This window comes from Streptomyces sp. NPDC006624, assembly GCF_040611555.1.
Taxonomy (GTDB): Bacteria; Actinomycetota; Actinomycetes; order Streptomycetales; family Streptomycetaceae; genus Streptomyces.
The window spans coordinates 87097-105710 of sequence record NZ_JBEXOM010000020.1; the positions used below are offsets into that span (position 1 = coordinate 87097).

Consider the following 18614-nt stretch of genomic DNA (forward strand, 5'->3'; position numbering starts at 1 on the left):
TCTCCCGGAGTGCCCCCCTCGCGCGTCACCGCCCTGACGAGGAAGGATGTGACCGCACACGAAGAACCGACCCATACGGAGGAGCGGGCCCATGCAGCACGAGCGAGCGGGCAGTCCGGCCGGTCCCGAAGATCTCGTCGATGTCGCTCGGCTGGTGACGGCGTACTACGCACTCCACCCGGACCTGGACGACCCGGGGCAGCGCGTCGCGTTCGGCACCTCCGGACATCGCGGTTCGTCACTGGCGAGCGCCTTCAACGACGACCACATCGCCGCGACCAGCCAGGCCATCTGCGAGTACCGGGCCGGCCAGGGCGTCGACGGCCCCCTCTTCCTGGGCGCCGACACCCACGCCCTGTCGGAGCCCGCGCGCGTCACCGCCCTGGAGGTGTTCGCCGCCAACGAGGTGACGGTGCTGATCGACGCCGCGGACGGCTACACCCCGACCCCGGCCGTCTCGCACGCCATCCTCACCCACAACCGCGGCCGCACGGCCGGCCTCGCGGACGGCGTCGTGGTCACGCCGTCCCACAACCCGCCCGCCGACGGGGGGTTCAAGTACAACCCGCCCAGCGGCGGCCCCGCCGCCTCCGACGCGACCTCCTGGATCCAGGACCGCGCCAACGAGATCATCCGCGGCGGCCTGAAGGACGTACGGCGCGTCCCCCACGCCCGTGCCCTGGCCGCCCCGACGACCGCCCGCTACGACTTCCTGGGCACGTACGTCGCCGACCTGCCCGGCGTGCTCGACCTGGACGCGATCCGCTCCGCCGGGGTGCGCATCGGCGCCGACCCGCTCGGCGGGGCCTCGGTCGCCTACTGGGGCCGCATCGCCGAACAGCACGGCCTCGACCTGACGGTGGTCAACCCGCACACGGACCCCACCTGGCGCTTCATGACGCTGGACTGGGACGGCAAGATCCGCATGGACTGCTCGTCGCCGTACGCGATGGCCTCGCTCATCGGGCAGCGCGACCGCTTCGACATCGCCACCGGCAACGACGCCGACGCCGACCGGCACGGCATCGTCACCCCGGACGCGGGCCTGATGAACCCGAACCACTACCTGGCCGTCGCCATCTCCTACCTGTACGCCCACCGCGACCGCTGGCCCGCGGGCACCGGCGTCGGCAAGACCCTGGTGTCCTCGGCCATGATCGACCGGGTCGCCGCCGACCTGGGACGCGAGCTGGTCGAGGTCCCCGTCGGCTTCAAGTGGTTCGTGGACGGGCTGGCCGGCGGCACCCTCGGCTTCGGCGGTGAGGAGTCGGCCGGGGCGTCCTTCCTGCGGCGGGACGGCTCGGTGTGGACCACCGACAAGGACGGCATCATCCTGGCGCTGCTGGCCTCCGAGATCGCGGCCGTCACCGGCAAGACCCCCTCGGAGCACTACGCGGCGCTGACCGCCCGCTTCGGTGAGCCCGCCTATGCCCGGATCGACGCCCCGGCGTCCCGCGAGGAGAAGGCCCTGCTGGCCCGGCTCTCCCCGGCGCAGGTCAGCGCGGACACCCTGGCCGGGGACCCGGTCACCGCGGTGCTCACCGAGGCGCCGGGCAATGGCGCCGCCATCGGCGGCATCAAGGTGACCACGGACAACGCCTGGTTCGCGGCACGCCCCTCGGGCACCGAGGACGTCTACAAGATCTATGCCGAGTCGTTCCTCGGCCCCGACCACCTCGGCCGGGTCCAGGAGGAGGCCAAGGGCGTGGTGCTGGCGGCGCTGTCCGCCTGACGCCCGACGCACGCGCCTGCCCGGGCCGCCGTCGCGGCGGCCCGGGCAGGCGCGTGGCTGCCGTCCGCCGTCAGCCGCGCAGGCTGCGGGCGGGCAGGACGACGTGCACCGCAGACGTGAGCACGTCCTCGTCGGAGGTGAAGGCGGCCAGCGTCTTGACGTCGCCGGGTTCGGTGCCCTCCGGCCAGGGGCGGGTGGCGAAGATGAGGTAGGCGTAGCCCAGTTCGGCCACTGCTTCCCGCCAGGTCTCCGGTGGGACGAACTGGGCCCTGAGGTGCTGGACCGTGAGGACGGCCGACCCGGGCACGACGAGCAGGCTCACCGGCACATTGGGCCGCTGCGTGGCGTGGACGAGTCCCTCGCCGACGGGGAGGCCCGCGCCGGCCAGCAGCTCCCCGATGGCCTTCGACGTGGCCTCCGGACCGTTCGCACCGTCTCCGAGGGAGCAGACCAGGAGGTAGGGGACGTCCCCGCCGGGGGCGGAGCCGCGCCAGGACAGGACGACGAGGGAGCCCAGGTCGCCGGTGTGCACGGACTGCGTTTCGGGTGAGATCGAGGTCACCGCGGAACCGTATCGGCGCACCGGACGGCACCCGGCCCGCTGTCACCCGTCCGGCCCACACCCCGCCGGGCTCTCCACACGAACGAGGGGCCCACGCGCCCATGGTGCCCGCGATGCAGGACACTGGAGGAAGATCCGACCGGGAAGGACCGACACGTGATCATCTTCGGCACCAAGGGATATCTGTACCAGCTGGCGATACTGACGCTGGTGTGCGGCCAGTGCGGCAACCCCGCCGCACACACCCTCCGCAAGCGCGTCACGAAGTTCACCCTGTTCTTCGTGCCGCTGTTCCCCGTCTCGACGAAGTACTCCACGCAGTGCACCTTCTGCGGCGCGGAGCAGAAGGTGACCAGGGAGCAGGCCGAGCAGCTGCAGACGCAGAGCGCGGGCGGCCCCGGCGGCCAGGCGCACGGACAACCGCAGCAGCAACAGCGTTTCTGAACCACTGCCGTCCCGCGCGCTCGTGCCGCCCGGGCGCGCCGCCGACGGATCTCTCTCGTCCCGCGCCGGGGAGGCGGCGTTCAGCCCGTCGGTGCCGTACGGGCGCCCTCCGCAGCCGAGCGCCGGTCGTGGCGCAGCGCCGCGGCCGTCGCGAGCGCCCCGAGTCCCTCCCACACCGCGACCCCGGCGAAGGCGTCCGGTGCCCTTCCGCCGAGCACGGCGACGACGAGCACCGTGCAGGTGAGCAGCCGGAACGGCACCGTCCAGCGGAAGAAGGCCCGCCAGTCGGCGAGCGCCGCCAGCAGGTAGTACACCCCCATGTTCAGCGCCGCCATCGAGGACGCCGTCAGGAACGCCGGTGTGTAGTCGCCGGCGGCGCGCTCGGCCGGGGCCGCGAGCCCCAGCAGTGACAGCTGGGCGGCGGGGGAGACCAGGCCCACCGCCCCGAGGGCGGCGGCGAGCACGCCGAAGGCGGCCATGGTCCAGCCCGAGGCGGAACGGGGAAGGGGCACGCCGGGATGGTAGCCGTCCGCGACCCGGGCGTGAGGTCCGCTGCGGACCCCTGGCCGAATCGGAGGTGGCAACCGGGAGATCACGGGTACCCGTTCGCCACGGTCCCGGACCACCTGTGGGCCGAGGGGCCTCCCGCAGTCGATCAGTGAAGTACGGAGGCATACGCATGAGCACCGTGAAGGAAACCGTGGAAGTCGGCGTCCCCGTCCACACCGCCTACAACCAGTGGACGCAGTTCGAGGAGTTCCCGAACTTCATGGAGGGCGTCGAGGAGGTCAGGCAGCTGGACGACCGCCACAACCACTGGACCACGAAGATCGGCGGAGTACGCCGCGAGTTCGAGACGGAGATCGTCGACCAGCTGCCCGACGAGCGTGTCACCTGGCGCACGACCAGCGGGGACACCAACCAGAGGGGATCCGTCCGCTTCGAGCGCGTCGACGACACCCACACCCGGGTGGAGCTCGTGATGGACGTCGAGCCCAGCGGGGCCGTCGAGAAGGCCGCGGACATGACCGGCACGATCGACCGGCGGATCAAGGGCGACATGCAGCGCTTCAAGCAGTTCGTCGAGGAGCGCGGCGCCGAGTCCGGCGCCTGGCGCGGACGCATCAAGCCGGGCGACACCGGCCCCGCCCTGTAGGCCCTCTCGGCGGCTCACCGGAACCCGGTCTCCGGCACGGAGACCGGGTTCCGTCGTGTCCGCGCGGGTTCCGGCCCTCGATCATGTGCTCCGTGCGTGCGCTCTGCGTGCGCTGTGCGTGCGCCGTGCGGAGAGTGCGTGGTCTTTCGGTCATCGTGATGACATGCACCTGTCCATTTCGGTCTCCCGGTGGCACGCTGCCCTCTGACTGTCCGCAGTGACACCCCTGCCTGACCGGACGGCGGTTCCCCGTCGCCCGGCCCCCGCAGCAGAAGGAGACCGCGTGATAGGCAGACCCCGCAGCCGCCGCCCGTCCGGCGCCCCCGTCCGCCGCACCGTCCTCGGCGCACTCGCCGGCGTCGCCGCCCTGCTGGCGACCGGCGTCACCGCCGCACCGGCGAGCGCCGCGCCGGACCCCGGGGCGGCGGCGCACTCGGCGCAGGCGCGCGCCCTGGCCTTCTGGACCCCGGAACGGATGCGCGAGGCCACTCCGCTCGACGTCCTGACCGTCGACCGCTCCGACGTGCGGACCTCGGCACCGCGCTCGGCACCGCGCAAGGGGAAGGCGACCGTCGTCGCCCCCAGCGCGCCCGCCTCCGCCGTCGGCCCCCTGGCCTTCCCGCACGGCGGCGGCCCCTGGTCCGGCGGGGGAGCGGTCACCCGGACCGCGGGGCGGGTGTTCTTCACCTACCAGGGCCGCACCGCCTCCTGTTCGGGCAACGCCGTCACCAGCGCCAACAAGAGCACGGTGATGACCGCGGGCCACTGCGTGAAGCTGGAGGGCGCCTGGCACACCAACTGGGTGTTCGTGCCCGGCTATCACGACGGCCAGCGGCCCTACGGCACGTGGGCGGCGTCCAAGACGTTCTCCACCCCGCAGTGGACGGCGAGCGAGGACATCAACTACGACGTCGGCGCGGCGGTCGTCGCCCCGCTGGACGGCAAGAGGCTGACCGATGTCGTGGGCGGCCAGGGCCTGGCCTTCAACACCGGCTACAACAAGGCCATGTACGCCTTCGGCTTCCCGGCCGCGGCACCCTACGACGGCGAGAAGTTCATCTACTGCAGCGGCACCACCTTCCGGGACTTCCTGCTGTCCAGCGACCACGGCCTGACCTGCGACATGACCGGCGGCTCCAGCGGCGGCCCCTGGTTCACGCAGTTCGACGAGGCCACCGGCACCGGCCTGCAGTCCTCGGTGAACAGCTTCAAGTACAACTTCCTGCCGAACGCCATGTACGGCCCGTACTTCGGCGCCGACGCGCAGAACCTGTACCAGAGCGCCCAGTCGTCCTGAGCCGCCGCCCCACCAGGAGCCGGGTCCTCCGCCGAGCCGTTGCGGAGGACCCGGCTCCCCCGCGTCCGGACCCCGGCGCGTGACCGAGACGCAGTTCCGGCAGCTCGCGCGGCCGACCCTCGCTCACGGGTGACTCTCGCCCACGGATGGCTGCCGCCCGATGATGGCCTTCGCACACGGGCGACCGTCGCCCACGGACGGATGGCCGTCGCACACGGACGACCATCGCCCACGGACGGATGGCCGTCGCACGCGGACGACCGTCGCCCACGGTCGGATGGCCGTCGCACACGGACAACCGTCGCCGTACCGCCCGCCCCGGCCGCGGTGCGACCGCACCTCATCCCCGCTCCCGGCCTGCCGTTTCCCGCCCGGTCCCGGTCTCTCCCACCCGGCCGGTCCTCCGGCGGACGCGGCCGGAACCCGACGCCGAGGGCTGTCCGGCCGCTGCGGATCGCTTCGAAATTGCCAAAACCGGACCGGAAGTCGTCTAGACCACTCGCGAGCCTTGAACGGTCCTGTCTGATTCTGCTTGGGTGACGGATCAACGGCCGCCGACCGGCGGCCCCTCCGGGGGGACAGGTCCGTGCTGTCCGCCCCGGCCCGCCGTGCTGCTCCGGGGCCGGCGGGCCGAGGGCTGTGGCACCACATCACTCGCACCCTTCATGCAGACCAGGGGAAGGCGCATGAGGTACTTCCGTCTGCTCGTCCTGGGCAACGGCATCTCGGCGTACGGCAGTTACCTCAACATGGTGGCGCTGAACGTCTTCGTGTACGACGCCACCGGCAGCGCGCTGGCCGCCGGCCTGTTCATGGCCGTACGGCTGGCGACGAGCGTCGGGTCGGGCTGGGTGAGCGGACGGCTCGTCTCGGTCTACGACCGCAAGCGCCTGATGGTCGGCGCCGACCTGTGCCAGGCGGCGGCCCTGCTGTCCCTGCTGCTCGCCCCCGACGGGGTGCGCCCCGGCCTGCTGTACGTCCTGGCCGTGGTCACCGGCGGCTGCTCGACGCTCTCCCAGGTCGCCCTGCGCAGCAGCGTCCCCGAGATCGTCGGAGCCGAGCACCGGGTGCGCGCCAACGGGCTGCTGGTCACCGGCCGTTCGCTCGCCATGATCGCCGGCTTCGCCTCGGCCGGCGTGGTCGTGGCCGAACTCGGCTACTCCGCCGCGTTCGCCCTGGACGCCGCGACGTTCCTGGTCTCCGCGACCGTCCTGTTCCTGCTGCCCCTCCGCACCCGGGCAGCGGGCAAGCCCTCGCACGACGGCTCCGCCCGGACCTCGGGCGCCGCGCGACGGACGGCCCGGATGCTGCTGGGCACCGCGCCGCTGCTGATGGCGATGATCGCCGTCCGGGCGGTGGACGGGCTGGGCTCCTCCTCCCACAACGTCGCCCTGCCCCTGTACTCCAGCAGCCTGGACCCGGACCACCCCGCCACCTTCATCAGCCAGTTCTGGGCGACCTGGGCCCTCGGCAACATCGTCGCCCAGCAGATGGTCGGCCGGCTCACCAAGAGGACCGGCAGGACACCGGGGGAGAAGGCGTTCGCGCTCGGCGCCTGCGTGATGTCGGCCGGGTTCATCGTGGTCTTCTGCGGTCTGCCGACCGTGCCCGCCGTCATCGCCGCGCTCGTCGCCGGGGCCGCCGACGGATTCACCGAGATCGTCTACGTGTCGCGGCTGCAGAGCGCCCCCGACGAGCAGCGCGGACGCCTCTTCGGGCTCTCCGCCTCCGCGGAGAACACCGGCTTCGGCCTCGGCATGCTCGCCAGCGGCGCCCTCCTGGAGACCTTCTCGCCCCTGCAGGTCGTCGCCGCCTTCCACGGCCTCGCGATCGCCCTGTGCGCGGCCCTGCTGCTGTGGCTGGCCGCCCGCGACGCGACCTCACCGCCCCCGCCCGCGGAGGACCCCGCCGGTGACGGCCGGCCCGCCGTGACGGAGGGACGCGGCTGATGACGACCAGCGACCCGGACCCGCGGCTGGCCGTCATCGGCATGGCCTTCCGGCTGCCCGGCGCCGACACGCCCGAGGACTTCTGGCGGATCATCCGCGACGGCACCGACCGCATCACCCGCTTCACCGACGAGGAACTGGCCGCCGCCGGCGTCCCGGCCGAGGAGTACCGGGCCCCGGACTTCGTCGGTGCCTCCGGCGTCCTCGACGGCATCGCCGGCTTCGACGCGGCCCACTTCTCGATGAGCCCCCGTGAGGCCCGGCTCACCGACCCCCAGCAGCGCTTGCTCCTGGAGTGCGCCCAGCACGCGCTGGAGAACGCCGGATACGCGCGCGAACGGGACGGCACCCGCGTCGGCGTCTACGCCAGCGCCGGATACCACCTGTACACGCTGCGGCACTACCTCCTGAACAACGTCCTGCCCAGCGAGCCCCCGTCCGACTGGATGGCGGGCATGCAGACGACGGTCGGCAACCACACCGACTTCACGGCCACCCGTGTCGCCTACCGGCTGGGCCTGACCGGACCCGCCGTCACCGTGCAGACCGGCTGCTCCAGTTCCCTCGTCGCCGTGCAGACGGCCGCGCAGTCGCTGCTCCTGGGCGACTGCGACCTCGCCCTCGTCGGCGCCACCGCCGTCCACGTCCCGCAGGTCCTCGGCTACCGGTACGTCAAGGGCTCCATCCTGTCCAGGACCGGCCGGCTGCGGGCCTTCGACGCCCACGCCGACGGCACCGTGGGAGGCACCGGTGTGCTGGCCGTCGTCCTGAAGCGGCTGGCACGGGCCGTCGCCGACGGCGACACCGTGCACGGCGTCGTCCGCGGCTGGGGCATCAGCAACGACGGCGCCGGAAAGACGGCGTTCACCGCCCCCAGCGCCGAGGGCCAGCGCGCGGCCGTCCGGCAGGCCCTGCGCCGCGCCGGGGTCAGCGCGGACACCATCGGCTACCTGGAGACCCACGGCACCGGCACACTCAAGGGCGACCCGATCGAGTTCGACGGAGCGGCCCGCGCCTTCCGCGAGGACACCGACCGCGAGGGCTACTGCGCCCTCGGCTCGGTCAAGGCCAACATCGGCCACCTCGACGCCGCCTCCGGACTGGCCGGCCTCGTCAAGACCCTGCTCGTCCTGCGCCACGGCGTGATCCCGCCGATGGCCAACTTCAGCGAGCCCAACCCCCGCATCGACCTCGACCGCAGCCCCTTCCACATCCCCCGCACCGCCCGGCCCTGGCCCGCGAGCGACGTACCGCGCCGCGCCGGCCTCACCTCGCTCGGCGTCGGCGGCACCAACGTCCACCTGATCCTGGAGCAGGCCCCCGAACCGGCGCCCCGGACCGGCACCGTGCCCCCTCCGGACGTGCTCCTCGTCTCCGGGAGCAGCCCGCAGGCCCTCGCGGACAACGCCCGCGCCCTCCGCGACCGGTTACGCCGGCCCCCCGCACCGCACCTCGCCGACCTGGTCACCACCGCCGCCCTCGGCCGCGCCCACGGCCGCCACCGCCTCGCGGCCCGCGGCTCCACCCCGGCCGCCCTCGCCGACGCCCTCGACGCCTGGCTCGCCGGAACGGCCCCGGCGGCCGTCACCACGGGGCGGTCCCCCGCGGAGGACACCCCGTGTGTGGCCTTCCAGTTCACCGGCCAGGGCAGCAACCACCCCGCCATGGCCGCCGCGCTCTACGCGCGTCTCCCGGCGGCGCGCGAGGTCCTCGACGCCTGCGAGCGCCACTACCGGGACCTCACGGGGGACTCGCTGCTCGGAGCGCTCACCGCGACGAGCGCGCGTCGGGAGAGCCCACTTGGCGACATCTGCATCGGCGTCGGCGTCGGCATCGACACCGAAACCGAAACCGAAACCGACGTCGGTGTCGATCGAGGTGACATCGACACCGACACGGATACCGACACCGACACCAGTACCGACATCGATACCGACACCGATATCGCGCAGCCTGCGCTGTTCGCCCTGCAGGCCGCCCTCGTCCGGCTCTGGGACGCGGCCGGTGTCGAGCCGCAGGTGGTCACGGGACACAGCGTCGGCGAGTACGCCGCCCTCCACGCGGCCGGAGCACTGACGCTGCGGGACGGCCTGCGTCTGACCACCGAACGCGGCCGGCTGATGCGGCAGCGCTGCGCGCCGGGCGCGATGGTGGCGGTGCCGCTCGACAGGGCGGCCGCGCTGACGCTGGCCGCCGAGGTCCCCGGGCTGGAGGTGGCCGTGGCCAACGGGGAGCGTTCCCATGTGCTCGCGGGGCCCGTCACGGCCGTCGAACGGGCCTGTGGCCTGCTGGACGGACGCGGCACTCCGGGCCGGCGGCTGCCGGTGACCCGCGCCTTCCACACCGCCCTGATGGAACCGGCGCTGGAGGAGTTCCGGAAGATCCTCGACGACGTGGAGTTCCGCCCGGTGCGGGTGCCGTTCGTCAGCGCGCTGGACGGCGAGACCCGCCCGCCCGGCTGGATCCCGGACACCGATCACCTGCTGCGGCACACCCGCGAGCCCGTCCGCTTCGACGAGGCGCTGCGCGGCATCGGGGCGCAACGGCCGGACGTCCTGCTGGAGATCGGACCGCACACCACCCTGAGCGGCCCGGCCCGCCGGGCACTGCCCGGCGTACGGGCGGTGCCGTCCCTGCGGCGCGGCACCGGCCTCGACGCCCTGTGGGGCGCGGCAGCGGCCCTGCACTGCGCCGGAGCGGACGTCGACTGGCAACCGCTCCTGGCCGGCAGCGGCGGTCGCCGCATCCCGCTGCCCGGATACCGATTCCAGCACCGGGACCACTGGACCGGGCCGCAGCCGACGGCCCTCGGCACGAGAACACCAGCGAGAGAGGGAACCGACGTGGTTCAGCAAGAGGCAGCGGTCGCACGGGTACGGCACAGCATCGTCGAGGCGACCGCCCGGCACCTCGGCGGGGACGCGTCGGCCATCCCCAGTGACGCGAACTTCTTCGACCTCGGGGCCGACTCCCTGCAGATGATCAGCGTCCTGCGGGAGCTGGAGCAGCAGCACCAGGTCAAGGTGACGATGCGTCAGCTGTTCGAGGAGACGGGCACGCCGCAGAGCCTCGCGGAGTTCATCGTCGCCCGTGTGCCGGACGAGGGGGTTCCGGAACCGGCGCCGGTGCCCGCGCGGGCGGCGGGGGAGCGGTTCGAGGTCCCGGAGCGACCGGTCGTCCCGCCGGAGCCGGTCGTACCGCCGGAGCCGGTCGTACCGCCCGCTCCGGAGCCCGCTCCGGCGCCCGTTGGCGAGCCGGGTCGCGAGCAGGCACCGCCGCCCGCTCCCGCGCCGGAGTACGCCACCCGTGAGGAGCTGGAGAACCTCGCCCGCCAGCTCCAGCAGATCTCCCGGATCCAGCTCCAGATGATGGCCCAGCTCTCCCAGCTGCTCGCGCTCCAGACCGCCTCGGCCACCGCCCGGCTCAACGGCACGGTGGCGCAGTGACCGCGCTGCACGGCATCTCCGCCGCACTGGACCGGGACCTCGCGGCGATGACGGAGCTGTCCCGGCGCATAGCCGAGCAGATGGGCACAGAAACCCCGGCGCCCGAGCAGTCCGAGCAGCACGAGCAGCCCGAACGGGCCGAGCAGCACGAGCAGCCCGAACACCGCGGAGAATCCGGAGAGTCCGGAGAGCCGGCGCGCGTTCACGGCCCCCGGGTCACGGTCGCCCGGGACTCCGGCATGGTGCGCGACGCCTCCCCGCACGCCCAGCAGCGGCACCTGGACGACCTCGTGCGCCGCTACACCGCCAGAACCGCCACCTCGAAGCGGATCGCCCAGCGCTACCGCCGGGTCCTGGCCGACAGCCGTGCCGTGGTCGGCTTCCGCAGCGGCACGAAGGAGATGCTCTACCCGATCGCGGGCCGTCGCGCGAGCGGCGCCCGGCTGGAGGACGTCGACGGCAACGAGTACGTCGACATCACGATGGGCTTCGGCGTCCTGCTCTTCGGCCACGAGCCGGACTTCGTCACCGAGGCCGTCCGCGACCACCTCTCCCGCGGCATCCAGCTCGGACCGCGTACCGTCGAGACGGGCGAGGCGGCCGAACTCCTCGCCGAACTCACCGGCATGGAGCGCGTGGCGTTCGCCAACTCCGGCACCGAGGCCAACTCCGCCGCCCTCCGCCTGGCCCGTGCCGCCACCGGACGCGACAGGATCGTCACCTTCCTCGGCGCGTACCACGGCCACGCCGACAACGTCCTCGGCCGCCCCTTTGGCAGCGGCGCCGCCGACCGGGCCACCGTGCCCGTCTCCCGGGGCATCCCGCAGGCCGCCGTCTCCGACCTGCTGGTCCTCGACTACGGCAGCGACTCCGCGCTGGAGACGATCGCCGCGCATGCGGGCGAGATCGCCGCGGTCGTCGTGGAACCGGTGCAGAGCAGGCACCCCTCGCTCCAGCCCGTCGCATTCGTGCACAAGCTGCGCGAACTGACCCGCCGGCACGGCATCGTGCTCCTCTTCGACGAGATGCTCACCGGCTTCCGCCCGGCCCTGCGCGGCGCCCAGGACCTCTACGGCGTCACACCGGACCTCGCCACCTACGGCAAGCTCCTCGGCGGCGGCTTCCCCATCGGCGCCATCGCAGGCCGCGCGGACATCCTGGACGGCGTCGACGGCGGCTACTGGTCCTACGGCGACGACAGTTACCCGCCGGCCGACACGACCTTCTTCGGCGGTACGTACATCCAGCACCCGGTGTCCATGGTCGCCGCCCGTGCCGTGCTGACCCATCTGAAGGAGCACAGCCCGCTCCTGCAGGAGCGGCTCAACGCGCGCACCGCCGGACTGGCCGCGGCACTCAACGGATTCTTCGAGGCCGAGGAGTACCCGCTGCGGATGACCCACTTCGGCTCCCAGTTCCGCTTCGAGCACCGCGCCGACATGGAACTGCTCTACCACCACCTGATGCTGCGCGGCGTCCACGTCTGGGAGTGGCGCAACTTCTTCCTGTCCACGGCCCACTCGGACGGCGACATCGAGCAGGTGGCGGACGCCGTACGGGACTCACTGCGCGAACTGCGGTCGGCGGGGTTCTTCCCCGCACCCGCCGCTCCGGCACCGCGAGCGGCGGCAACCCACCCCGCACCGCGAGAGACCGCAACCGCACCAGCCCCACAACCGTCACCCGCCGTGCCGGCATCCGCCGTGCCGGAACCCGCCGTACCGGCCCCCGCCCCGCAGCCGCCCGCGGGCACTCCCGCCCCCGTCATCTCCATGGCCTGGAACGCGGCGGCCGTCGCCGGGGCCCGGGCGGCCGCGACCGCCGTCACCGAAAAGCCCGCACGGGCCACGGACTTCAGCGTCTGCTTCTTCGGCGACTACCCCCGGAGCACCTCCACCGCTCCGGACCACCGCCCGTACGAACTCCTCATGGAGATCGCCCGGTTCGCCGACCGGCACGGCTTCCACGCGCTCTGGATGCCCGAACGCCACTTCCACTCCTTCGGCGGCCTGTTCCCCAACCCGGCGGTGCTCGCGGCCGCGCTGTCGCGGGAGACCGAGCGCATCCGCCTCAATGCCGGCTCCGTCGTCCTGCCGCTCCACGACCCGATCCGGGTCGCCGAGGAGTGGTCGATGGTCGACAACCTCTCCGGCGGGCGCGTCGGCATCGGCGTCGCCAGTGGCTGGAGCGCCAAGGACTTCGCCTTCTTCCCCGGCCGTTTCGGCCGGCACAAGGAGCTGATGTACGAGCAGTTGGAGGAGATGCGGACGCTGTGGCGCGGCGGCGCCCTGCGCCGTGCCACCGGTGAAGGCGAGGCCCACCTGCGCCTCTTCCCGCGCCCGGTGCAGGACGCCCCGCCGCTGTACACCGCGGTCGTCGGCAACCCGGCGTCCTACGAACGGGCCGCCCGGCACGACCTGGGCGTCGTCACCAACCTGATGACCCAGACCGTCGAACACCTCACGGAGAACATCGCCCGCTACCGCAGTGTCCGCGCCCGCCACGGCCTCGACCCGGACGCCGGACGGGTGGCCGTCCTGCTGCACACCTACCTCGCCGAGGACCACGACACCGCGCGCACCGCGGCCTACGAGCCGCTGTCCCGCTACATGCGCGCCTCCCTGTCCCTGTTCAGCGGCGTCACCAACAGCCTCGGGCACCGGGTCGACCTGGACGCCCTCAGCGAGGACGACCTGGAGGCGGTGTTCCGCCGCGCCTACGGCCGCTACTGCGACCAGCGGGCCCTGATCGGCACGGCGGACAGCGTCCGTCCCGTGGTGGACGCGGTGACCGCGGCCGGAGCCGACGAGATCGTCGCCCTGGTCGACTTCGGCGTCGCACCGGACGCGCTGCGCGCCGGCCTGCCGCGCCTGGACGCACTGCGGAGCCACTACGGCCGCCGGCCCGCCGCCGACCGGCCCCCGGCGCCCCGGGTCACCTCGGAGGCTTCGGCCCCGGCAGTGCCCCGATCCACCCCGGCAGTGCCCCGATCCACCCCGGCAGTGCCCCGATCCACCCCGGCAGTGCCCCGATCCACCCCGGCGGACGCCCCGTTGTCGCCCGGCCAGGAACGGATCTGGTTCCTGGAACGCCTGCTCCCCGGCCGCACCGCCTACAACGAGGTCAAGGCCATCCGTCTCGACGGGCCCCTCGACGTCCCCGCCCTGCGCACGGCTCTGCGCGGCCTCGTCGCCCGGCACGAGGCCCTGCGCACCGTCTTCCGGGAGGTGGGCGGCGAGCCCCGGCAGGTGGTGCGGGCGGAGGCCGAACCCGACGTCGAGGTCGTGGACGCCACCGGCGCCCGCGGCACGGCACTCCGGGACGTCCTGGCGGCCGAGAGCGCCCGCCGCTTCGACCTGGCGAACGGCCCGCTGTTCGTCACCCGGCTGGTCAGGACGGGTGAGACGGAGCACGTGCTCGTCCTGTCGCTGCACCACATCGTCGTCGACGCGGCCTCCGCCACCGTCCTCGCCCGCGACCTGTCCGCCCTCTACCGCGAGGCCCGCGACGGCACCCCCCACGGCCTTCCCGCCCTCACCCGGAGCTACGCCGACCACGCCCGGGAACAGGCGGCGTCCGCGCACAGCCGGGAGGCCGAGGAGGACCTGGCGTACTGGCGCCGCACCCTCGGCGGCGACCTGCCCGTCCTCGCCCTGCCCACGGACCGGCCGCGCCCCGCGACCATGACCTCCCACGGCAAGGCCCTCTTCCACACCCTCGACCCGGAACTCTCCGCGAAACTGCGGGAGATGAGCCGCACGCGCCGCAGCACCCTCTTCATGACCCTGCTCGCCGGATACGCGGCGGCGCTGCACCGGATCACCGGCCGGACCGACATCATCGTCGGCACGCCCGTCTCGGACCGGCCCGAGCACGCCGAGCACCTGGTCGGCTTCTTCGTCAACACCCTCGCCCTGCGCTTCGACCTGTCCGGCGACCCCGCCTTCAGCACCCTGCTGGACCGCGTCCGCACGGTCGCGCTCGACGCCTACGACCACGCGCGCGTGCCCTTCGAGACCGTGGTGCGCGCGCTCGCCCCGGCCAGGGCGGTCGACCGGACGCCGGTGTTCCAGACGCTCGCCGAGTTCCAGCGCGCCGAGCCGTTCCGTTTCGACCTGCCCGGCATCGAGGCCACACCGCTGGACGCGGGCCCCGACAAGTCGCTGACGGACCTCACCGTCTACTTCACCGACCAGCCGCAGGGCATCCGCTGCCATCTGGAGTACAACACCGACCTGTTCGAGCAGCGGACCGTCGACGGGTTCTTCGCCGTCCTGCGGGACGTGCTCGCCGCCGCGGCCGACACACCCGGGACACCCCTGTCGCGGCTCGCCCCGGCGCCCCTCACCACCGCGGCCGAGGGCGAGCCCGTGCCGTCTTCCTGGGAGCACGGCACGTCCCGCCCGCCCACGGACACCACCGTCCACGCCCTGGTCGCCCGGCGGGCGGGCGCGCAGCCGCACAGCACGGCGGTGATCAGCGGCGGCACCCGGCTGACCTACCGCGAACTGGACGAGCGCGCCGAGCACCTGGCCGCCGCCCTGCGGGAACAGCCCGCACGGGGCGGCGGGGAGACGGTCGCCCTGTGGCTGCCGCGCTCCGCGGACCTCGTCGTCGCCATGCTCGCCGTGCTCAAGGCGGGCCGCGCCTACGTGCCGCTGGACCCGTCCCTCGGGCGGGCCCGGGCCGAGCAGGTCATCGCCGAGTGCGGTGCCCGGACCCTGGTGGCGGCGCCCGGCGCGGCCGCCGCCCTGCGGCTGCCCGGGGACGTGGACGTCGTACCCCCCGACGCGACCGCCCGGCACACCCGGCCCGCGCCCCCGACGGACACCGGCCCCGACCCCGTCTCCCCCTGCTGCGTCCTCTACACCTCCGGCAGCACCGGCACCCCGAAGGGCGTCGTGCTGACGCACCGCGGCGTCGTCGACCTGTGCGAGTGGCAGCACCGGCGCTTCGCCTTCACCCCGGCCGACCGCAGCGCCGCCGTGTGCAGCCAGAGCTTCGACGCCTCGGTCCTGGAGATCTGGCCGGCGCTGACCGCGGGAGCCTCGGTCACCGTCGCGGACGAGGAGGTGCGCAGGGACCCCCTCGCCCTGGCCCGCTGGTACACCGGGCAGCGCGTCACCTTCTCCCTCCTCCCGACCGCCCTCGGCGAGCAGGTGCTGCGTCTGCCCGCGGCCGAACAGCCGACGCTGCGTCACCTGCTGCTCGGCGGTGACGTGCTGCGCACCCGGCCCCGGCCCGAGGCGCCGTACGAGACGGTGAACGTGTACGGACCGACCGAGGTCACCGTCCTGTGCACCACCGAGACCGTCGCCCCCGAGGGGCCGCGGCCCGCCGGGCCGATCGCGCTCGGCCGGCCCGCGGACAACGTGCGCCTGCGCGTCCTCGACCCCTCCGGCGCCCCGGTGCCCGTCGGCGCCACGGGGGAGCTGTACGTCGGCGGCCCCGGCGTCGCCCGCGGCTACCTGCACCGCCCCGACCTCACCGAGCGGCGCTTCCTGCCGGACCCCGACGGCGGCCCCGGCGCCGGCGGGTACCGCACCGGCGACCTGGTGCGCTGGAACGCCGACGGGCGGCTGGAGTTCCGCGGCAGGGCCGACGACCAGGTGAAGATCCGCGGCTTCCGCGTCGAGCCTGAGGAGGTGACCCGCGTCCTGCACACCCTGGACGGCGTACGCGAGGCGGCCGTCCTGGCCCGCCGCAACGACCGCGGCGAGGCCTGCCTGGCCTCCTATGCCGTCCCCGCCCGCCCGGTCGGAACACGGCCCGAGGACCGGCAGGCGTACGCCGACTGGCTGGCCGGGGAACTGGCGGCCCGCCTGCCGGAGTACCTCGTACCGCGCGCCTGGCGGATCCTGCCCGCGCTGCCCGTGACGGGCAACGGCAAGCTGGACCGGTCCGCGCTGCCCGCACCGGACCTGGTCACGGCGGTCGCGGGCGGCGGGCCGGCCGTCGGCTCAGCGACCGGTGCCGACGGCCCGGCCGCGGACGTCGAGCGGCGCGTACGGCGGCTCTGGGCGGCCGAGTTCGGCGTCGAGGCCGACGCGATCGCGCCCGACAGCTCGTTCTTCGACCTGGGCGGCCACTCGATCACCGCGATGCGGCTCGTCAACCAGGTCCGCGAGGAGTTCGGCACCGAGTACCCGATGCTGAGCTTCTACCAGGACCCGACCCTGCGGGCCATGACGGCCCGACTGAGCACGCCCCCTGACAGCGTGCCGCCCCCGGACCGGACACCGGCGCCCGGCCAGGAGGACCCGGGCTCGGTCCAGCGCCGTGGATCCGGTTCGGATGGCGACGGCTCGGGCGTGGTCGGGAGTCGTGGGTCCGGTTCGAGTGGGGTTAGTTCGGGCGTGGTCGAGCGTCGTGAGTCCGGTTCGGATGGCGACGGCTCGGGCGTGGTCGAGCGCCGTGGGTCCCGTCCGGACGCCGGTGGTTCGGTCACGGGCGAGTGTCGCGGGTCCTGCCCGCACGGCGACGGTCCGGGCACGATCGGGCGTCGTGAGTCCGGTCCTGACGGCGACGGCCCGGAAACCGTCGAGTGCCGGGCGCCCGGCCCGGACCGCGACGGCCCCGGCTCGATCGAGCGCCGGGCGCCCGCGACCGCCCAGCAGACCCGTTTCGCCACCGTGCACGCCGAGCACCTCCTGCCGCAGGTCTTCAACGTCGCCCTGCGCATCACCCTCTCCGGCGACCTGGACGTGACCGCCCTGCGCACCGCGCTGACCCGGCTGACCGAGCGGCACGAGGGACTGCGGACCCGTCTGGCCCGTGACGGGGACGGGTGGGAGCAGCAGGTGCTGCGCCCGGTCCCGGTGGACCTGCCGGACGAGGACCTCACACCGCTGCCGGCCCACGAGCGGCAGGCGGCCGTGGACCGGGTGAGCACCGAGGCCACCGAGACGCCCGTCGACCCCACCCGTGGGACGCCGATGCGGCTGCGTCTGCTGCGCACCGGCGACACCACCTGGGTGCTGCTGCTCGTGCTGCACCACTCGGCCTGCGACGGATGGTCCGTCAGCCTGCTGCTGAAGGAACTGGCCGCGCTCTACGGCGCGGCGAGCAGCGGCGCCCCCGACACCCTGCCGCCCGTGCTCTGCCAGCCCGCCGCGTACGCACGCTGGCAGCGGGAGCAGTCCGACGAGGCGGGGGAGCGGCGCAGGCTCGCCTTCTGGGTGCGCGCACTCGGCGAAGTGCCCCTCACCGTCGCCCTGCCGCTGGACAGGCCCCGGCCGGAGCGGCCGAGCGGCCGGGGCGGAGCCGTGCCGTTCACCGTCCCGGCCGCGGTCCGGCAGGCCGTCGAGCGTCTGGCGAAGCAGCGCGGCACCACCCCGTTCGTCGTCACGGCGGCGGCCCTGGGCCGGATGCTCGCGCGGAAGTCGGGGCAGCCCGACGTGGTGTTCAACATCTCCTACGCCAACCGCGAGCGCCGCGCGTTCGAGTCCCTGCTGGCCTGCACGATCACCGGCTTCGCGCTGCCCGTGCGGGAGGGTGCCGCCGGCTCCTTCGGCGCGCTGACGGACCGGATCGCCCGTACGGCGGTGGAGTGCATGGACCACGCCCTGCCGGTGCGCAGGATCGCCTCCGCGCTGAGGGAACACACGGGCGCCGACGTACCGGACCGGCTGGACGTGGGCTTCGCGTACCAGAGTTCGCTGGACGCCGAGGTCGCGCTGCCCGGCCTGGTCACGGCCGTGGAGGACCTGGCGCCCGCCGCGTCCCGCACGGAACTCACCTTCGGCCTGGTCCCGGCCGGTGATGAACTGCGGGGCTTCGTGGAGTACTCGGCCGACCTGTGGGACCGCGCCACGATCGAGGAGTGGACCCGCGACTACGTCGACCTGCTGCGCGACGAGACCGCCCGCTCGCTCGACGGCTGACCGCCCCGCGGCCCCCGCCCGGAGGTGCGCCGGCACCGGCGCACCTCCGGACGCACGGTTCCGGACCAAGTCATTGACAGGTACGGACCAATACAGGAATCTGCTGAGAGCGCTCTCACGGCGCTCTCAAGGCACTCCCCCCACC

9 protein-coding genes are annotated in these 18614 nt (G+C 73.8%); 7 read left to right on the plus strand and 2 right to left on the minus strand.

The features are described from left to right. Positions 1–91 precede the first annotated feature (91 nt). Positions 92–1732, plus strand: a complete 1641-nt coding sequence (gene pgm / locus ABZY20_RS29700; RefSeq protein WP_356445385.1) for a phosphoglucomutase (alpha-D-glucose-1,6-bisphosphate-dependent) — start codon at positions 92–94, stop codon at positions 1730–1732. A gap of 70 nt (positions 1733–1802) precedes the next feature. On the opposite strand, the gene ABZY20_RS29705 is transcribed toward pgm, so the two are convergent. Then, positions 1803–2294, minus strand: coding sequence for a DUF5949 family protein (locus ABZY20_RS29705; RefSeq protein WP_356445387.1), 492 nt, complete (start codon positions 2292–2294; stop codon positions 1803–1805). Between the two features lie 156 nt (positions 2295–2450). On the opposite strand from ABZY20_RS29705, the gene ABZY20_RS29710 reads away from it, so the two are divergent. Next, entirely contained in the window at positions 2451–2738 is a 288-nt protein-coding gene (locus ABZY20_RS29710) for a zinc-ribbon domain-containing protein (RefSeq protein ID WP_356445389.1), read from the plus strand. Between the two features lie 80 nt (positions 2739–2818). Here the strand turns inward: ABZY20_RS29710 and ABZY20_RS29715 are convergent, their stop codons facing one another. After that, on the minus strand, positions 2819–3217 hold the full coding sequence (locus ABZY20_RS29715) for a hypothetical protein (protein WP_356445462.1): 399 nt from the start codon (positions 3215–3217) through the stop codon (positions 2819–2821). A gap of 200 nt (positions 3218–3417) precedes the next feature. On the opposite strand from ABZY20_RS29715, the gene ABZY20_RS29720 reads away from it, so the two are divergent. The 5 genes from ABZY20_RS29720 to ABZY20_RS29740 all read left to right on the plus strand — a co-directional run bounded on the left by ABZY20_RS29720 (position 3418) and on the right by ABZY20_RS29740 (position 18469). Continuing rightward, positions 3418–3894 (plus strand): SRPBCC family protein, encoded by a 477-nt coding sequence (locus ABZY20_RS29720; protein ID WP_356445391.1) that lies wholly within the window; start codon positions 3418–3420, stop codon positions 3892–3894. A 283-nt stretch (positions 3895–4177) separates the two neighbouring features. Next, positions 4178–5191, plus strand: a complete 1014-nt coding sequence (locus ABZY20_RS29725; protein ID WP_356445393.1) for a peptidase — start codon at positions 4178–4180, stop codon at positions 5189–5191. 608 nt (positions 5192–5799) lie between these two features. Beyond that, positions 5800–7140 carry an MFS transporter gene (locus ABZY20_RS29730; protein ID WP_356445464.1) on the plus strand — a complete coding sequence of 447 codons (1341 nt, stop codon included), beginning with the start codon at positions 5800–5802 and terminating at the stop codon, positions 7138–7140. After that, positions 7140–10586, plus strand: a complete 3447-nt coding sequence (locus ABZY20_RS29735) for a beta-ketoacyl synthase N-terminal-like domain-containing protein (protein WP_356445394.1) — start codon at positions 7140–7142, stop codon at positions 10584–10586. The genes ABZY20_RS29730 and ABZY20_RS29735 overlap by 1 nt, the downstream gene beginning before the upstream one ends. Positions 10587–10633: 47 nt before the next feature. Further along, positions 10634–18469 (plus strand): MupA/Atu3671 family FMN-dependent luciferase-like monooxygenase, encoded by a 7836-nt coding sequence (locus tag ABZY20_RS29740; protein WP_356445466.1) that lies wholly within the window; start codon positions 10634–10636, stop codon positions 18467–18469. Positions 18470–18614: the final 145 nt, after the last annotated feature.

Bases quoted from the DNA above. Each gene is read 5' to 3' on its own strand.
- pgm (WP_356445385.1), top strand. From the start codon at position 92: ATGCAGCACGAGCGAGCGGGCAGTCCGGCCGGTCCCGAAGATCTCGTC.
- ABZY20_RS29715 (WP_356445462.1), bottom strand. From the start codon at position 3,217: ATGGCCGCCTTCGGCGTGCTCGCCGCCGCCCTCGGGGCGGTGGGCCTG.
- ABZY20_RS29720 (WP_356445391.1), top strand. From the start codon at position 3,418: ATGAGCACCGTGAAGGAAACCGTGGAAGTCGGCGTCCCCGTCCACACC.
- ABZY20_RS29735 (WP_356445394.1), top strand. From the start codon at position 7,140: ATGACGACCAGCGACCCGGACCCGCGGCTGGCCGTCATCGGCATGGCC.
- ABZY20_RS29740 (WP_356445466.1), top strand. From the start codon at position 10,634: ATGACGGAGCTGTCCCGGCGCATAGCCGAGCAGATGGGCACAGAAACC.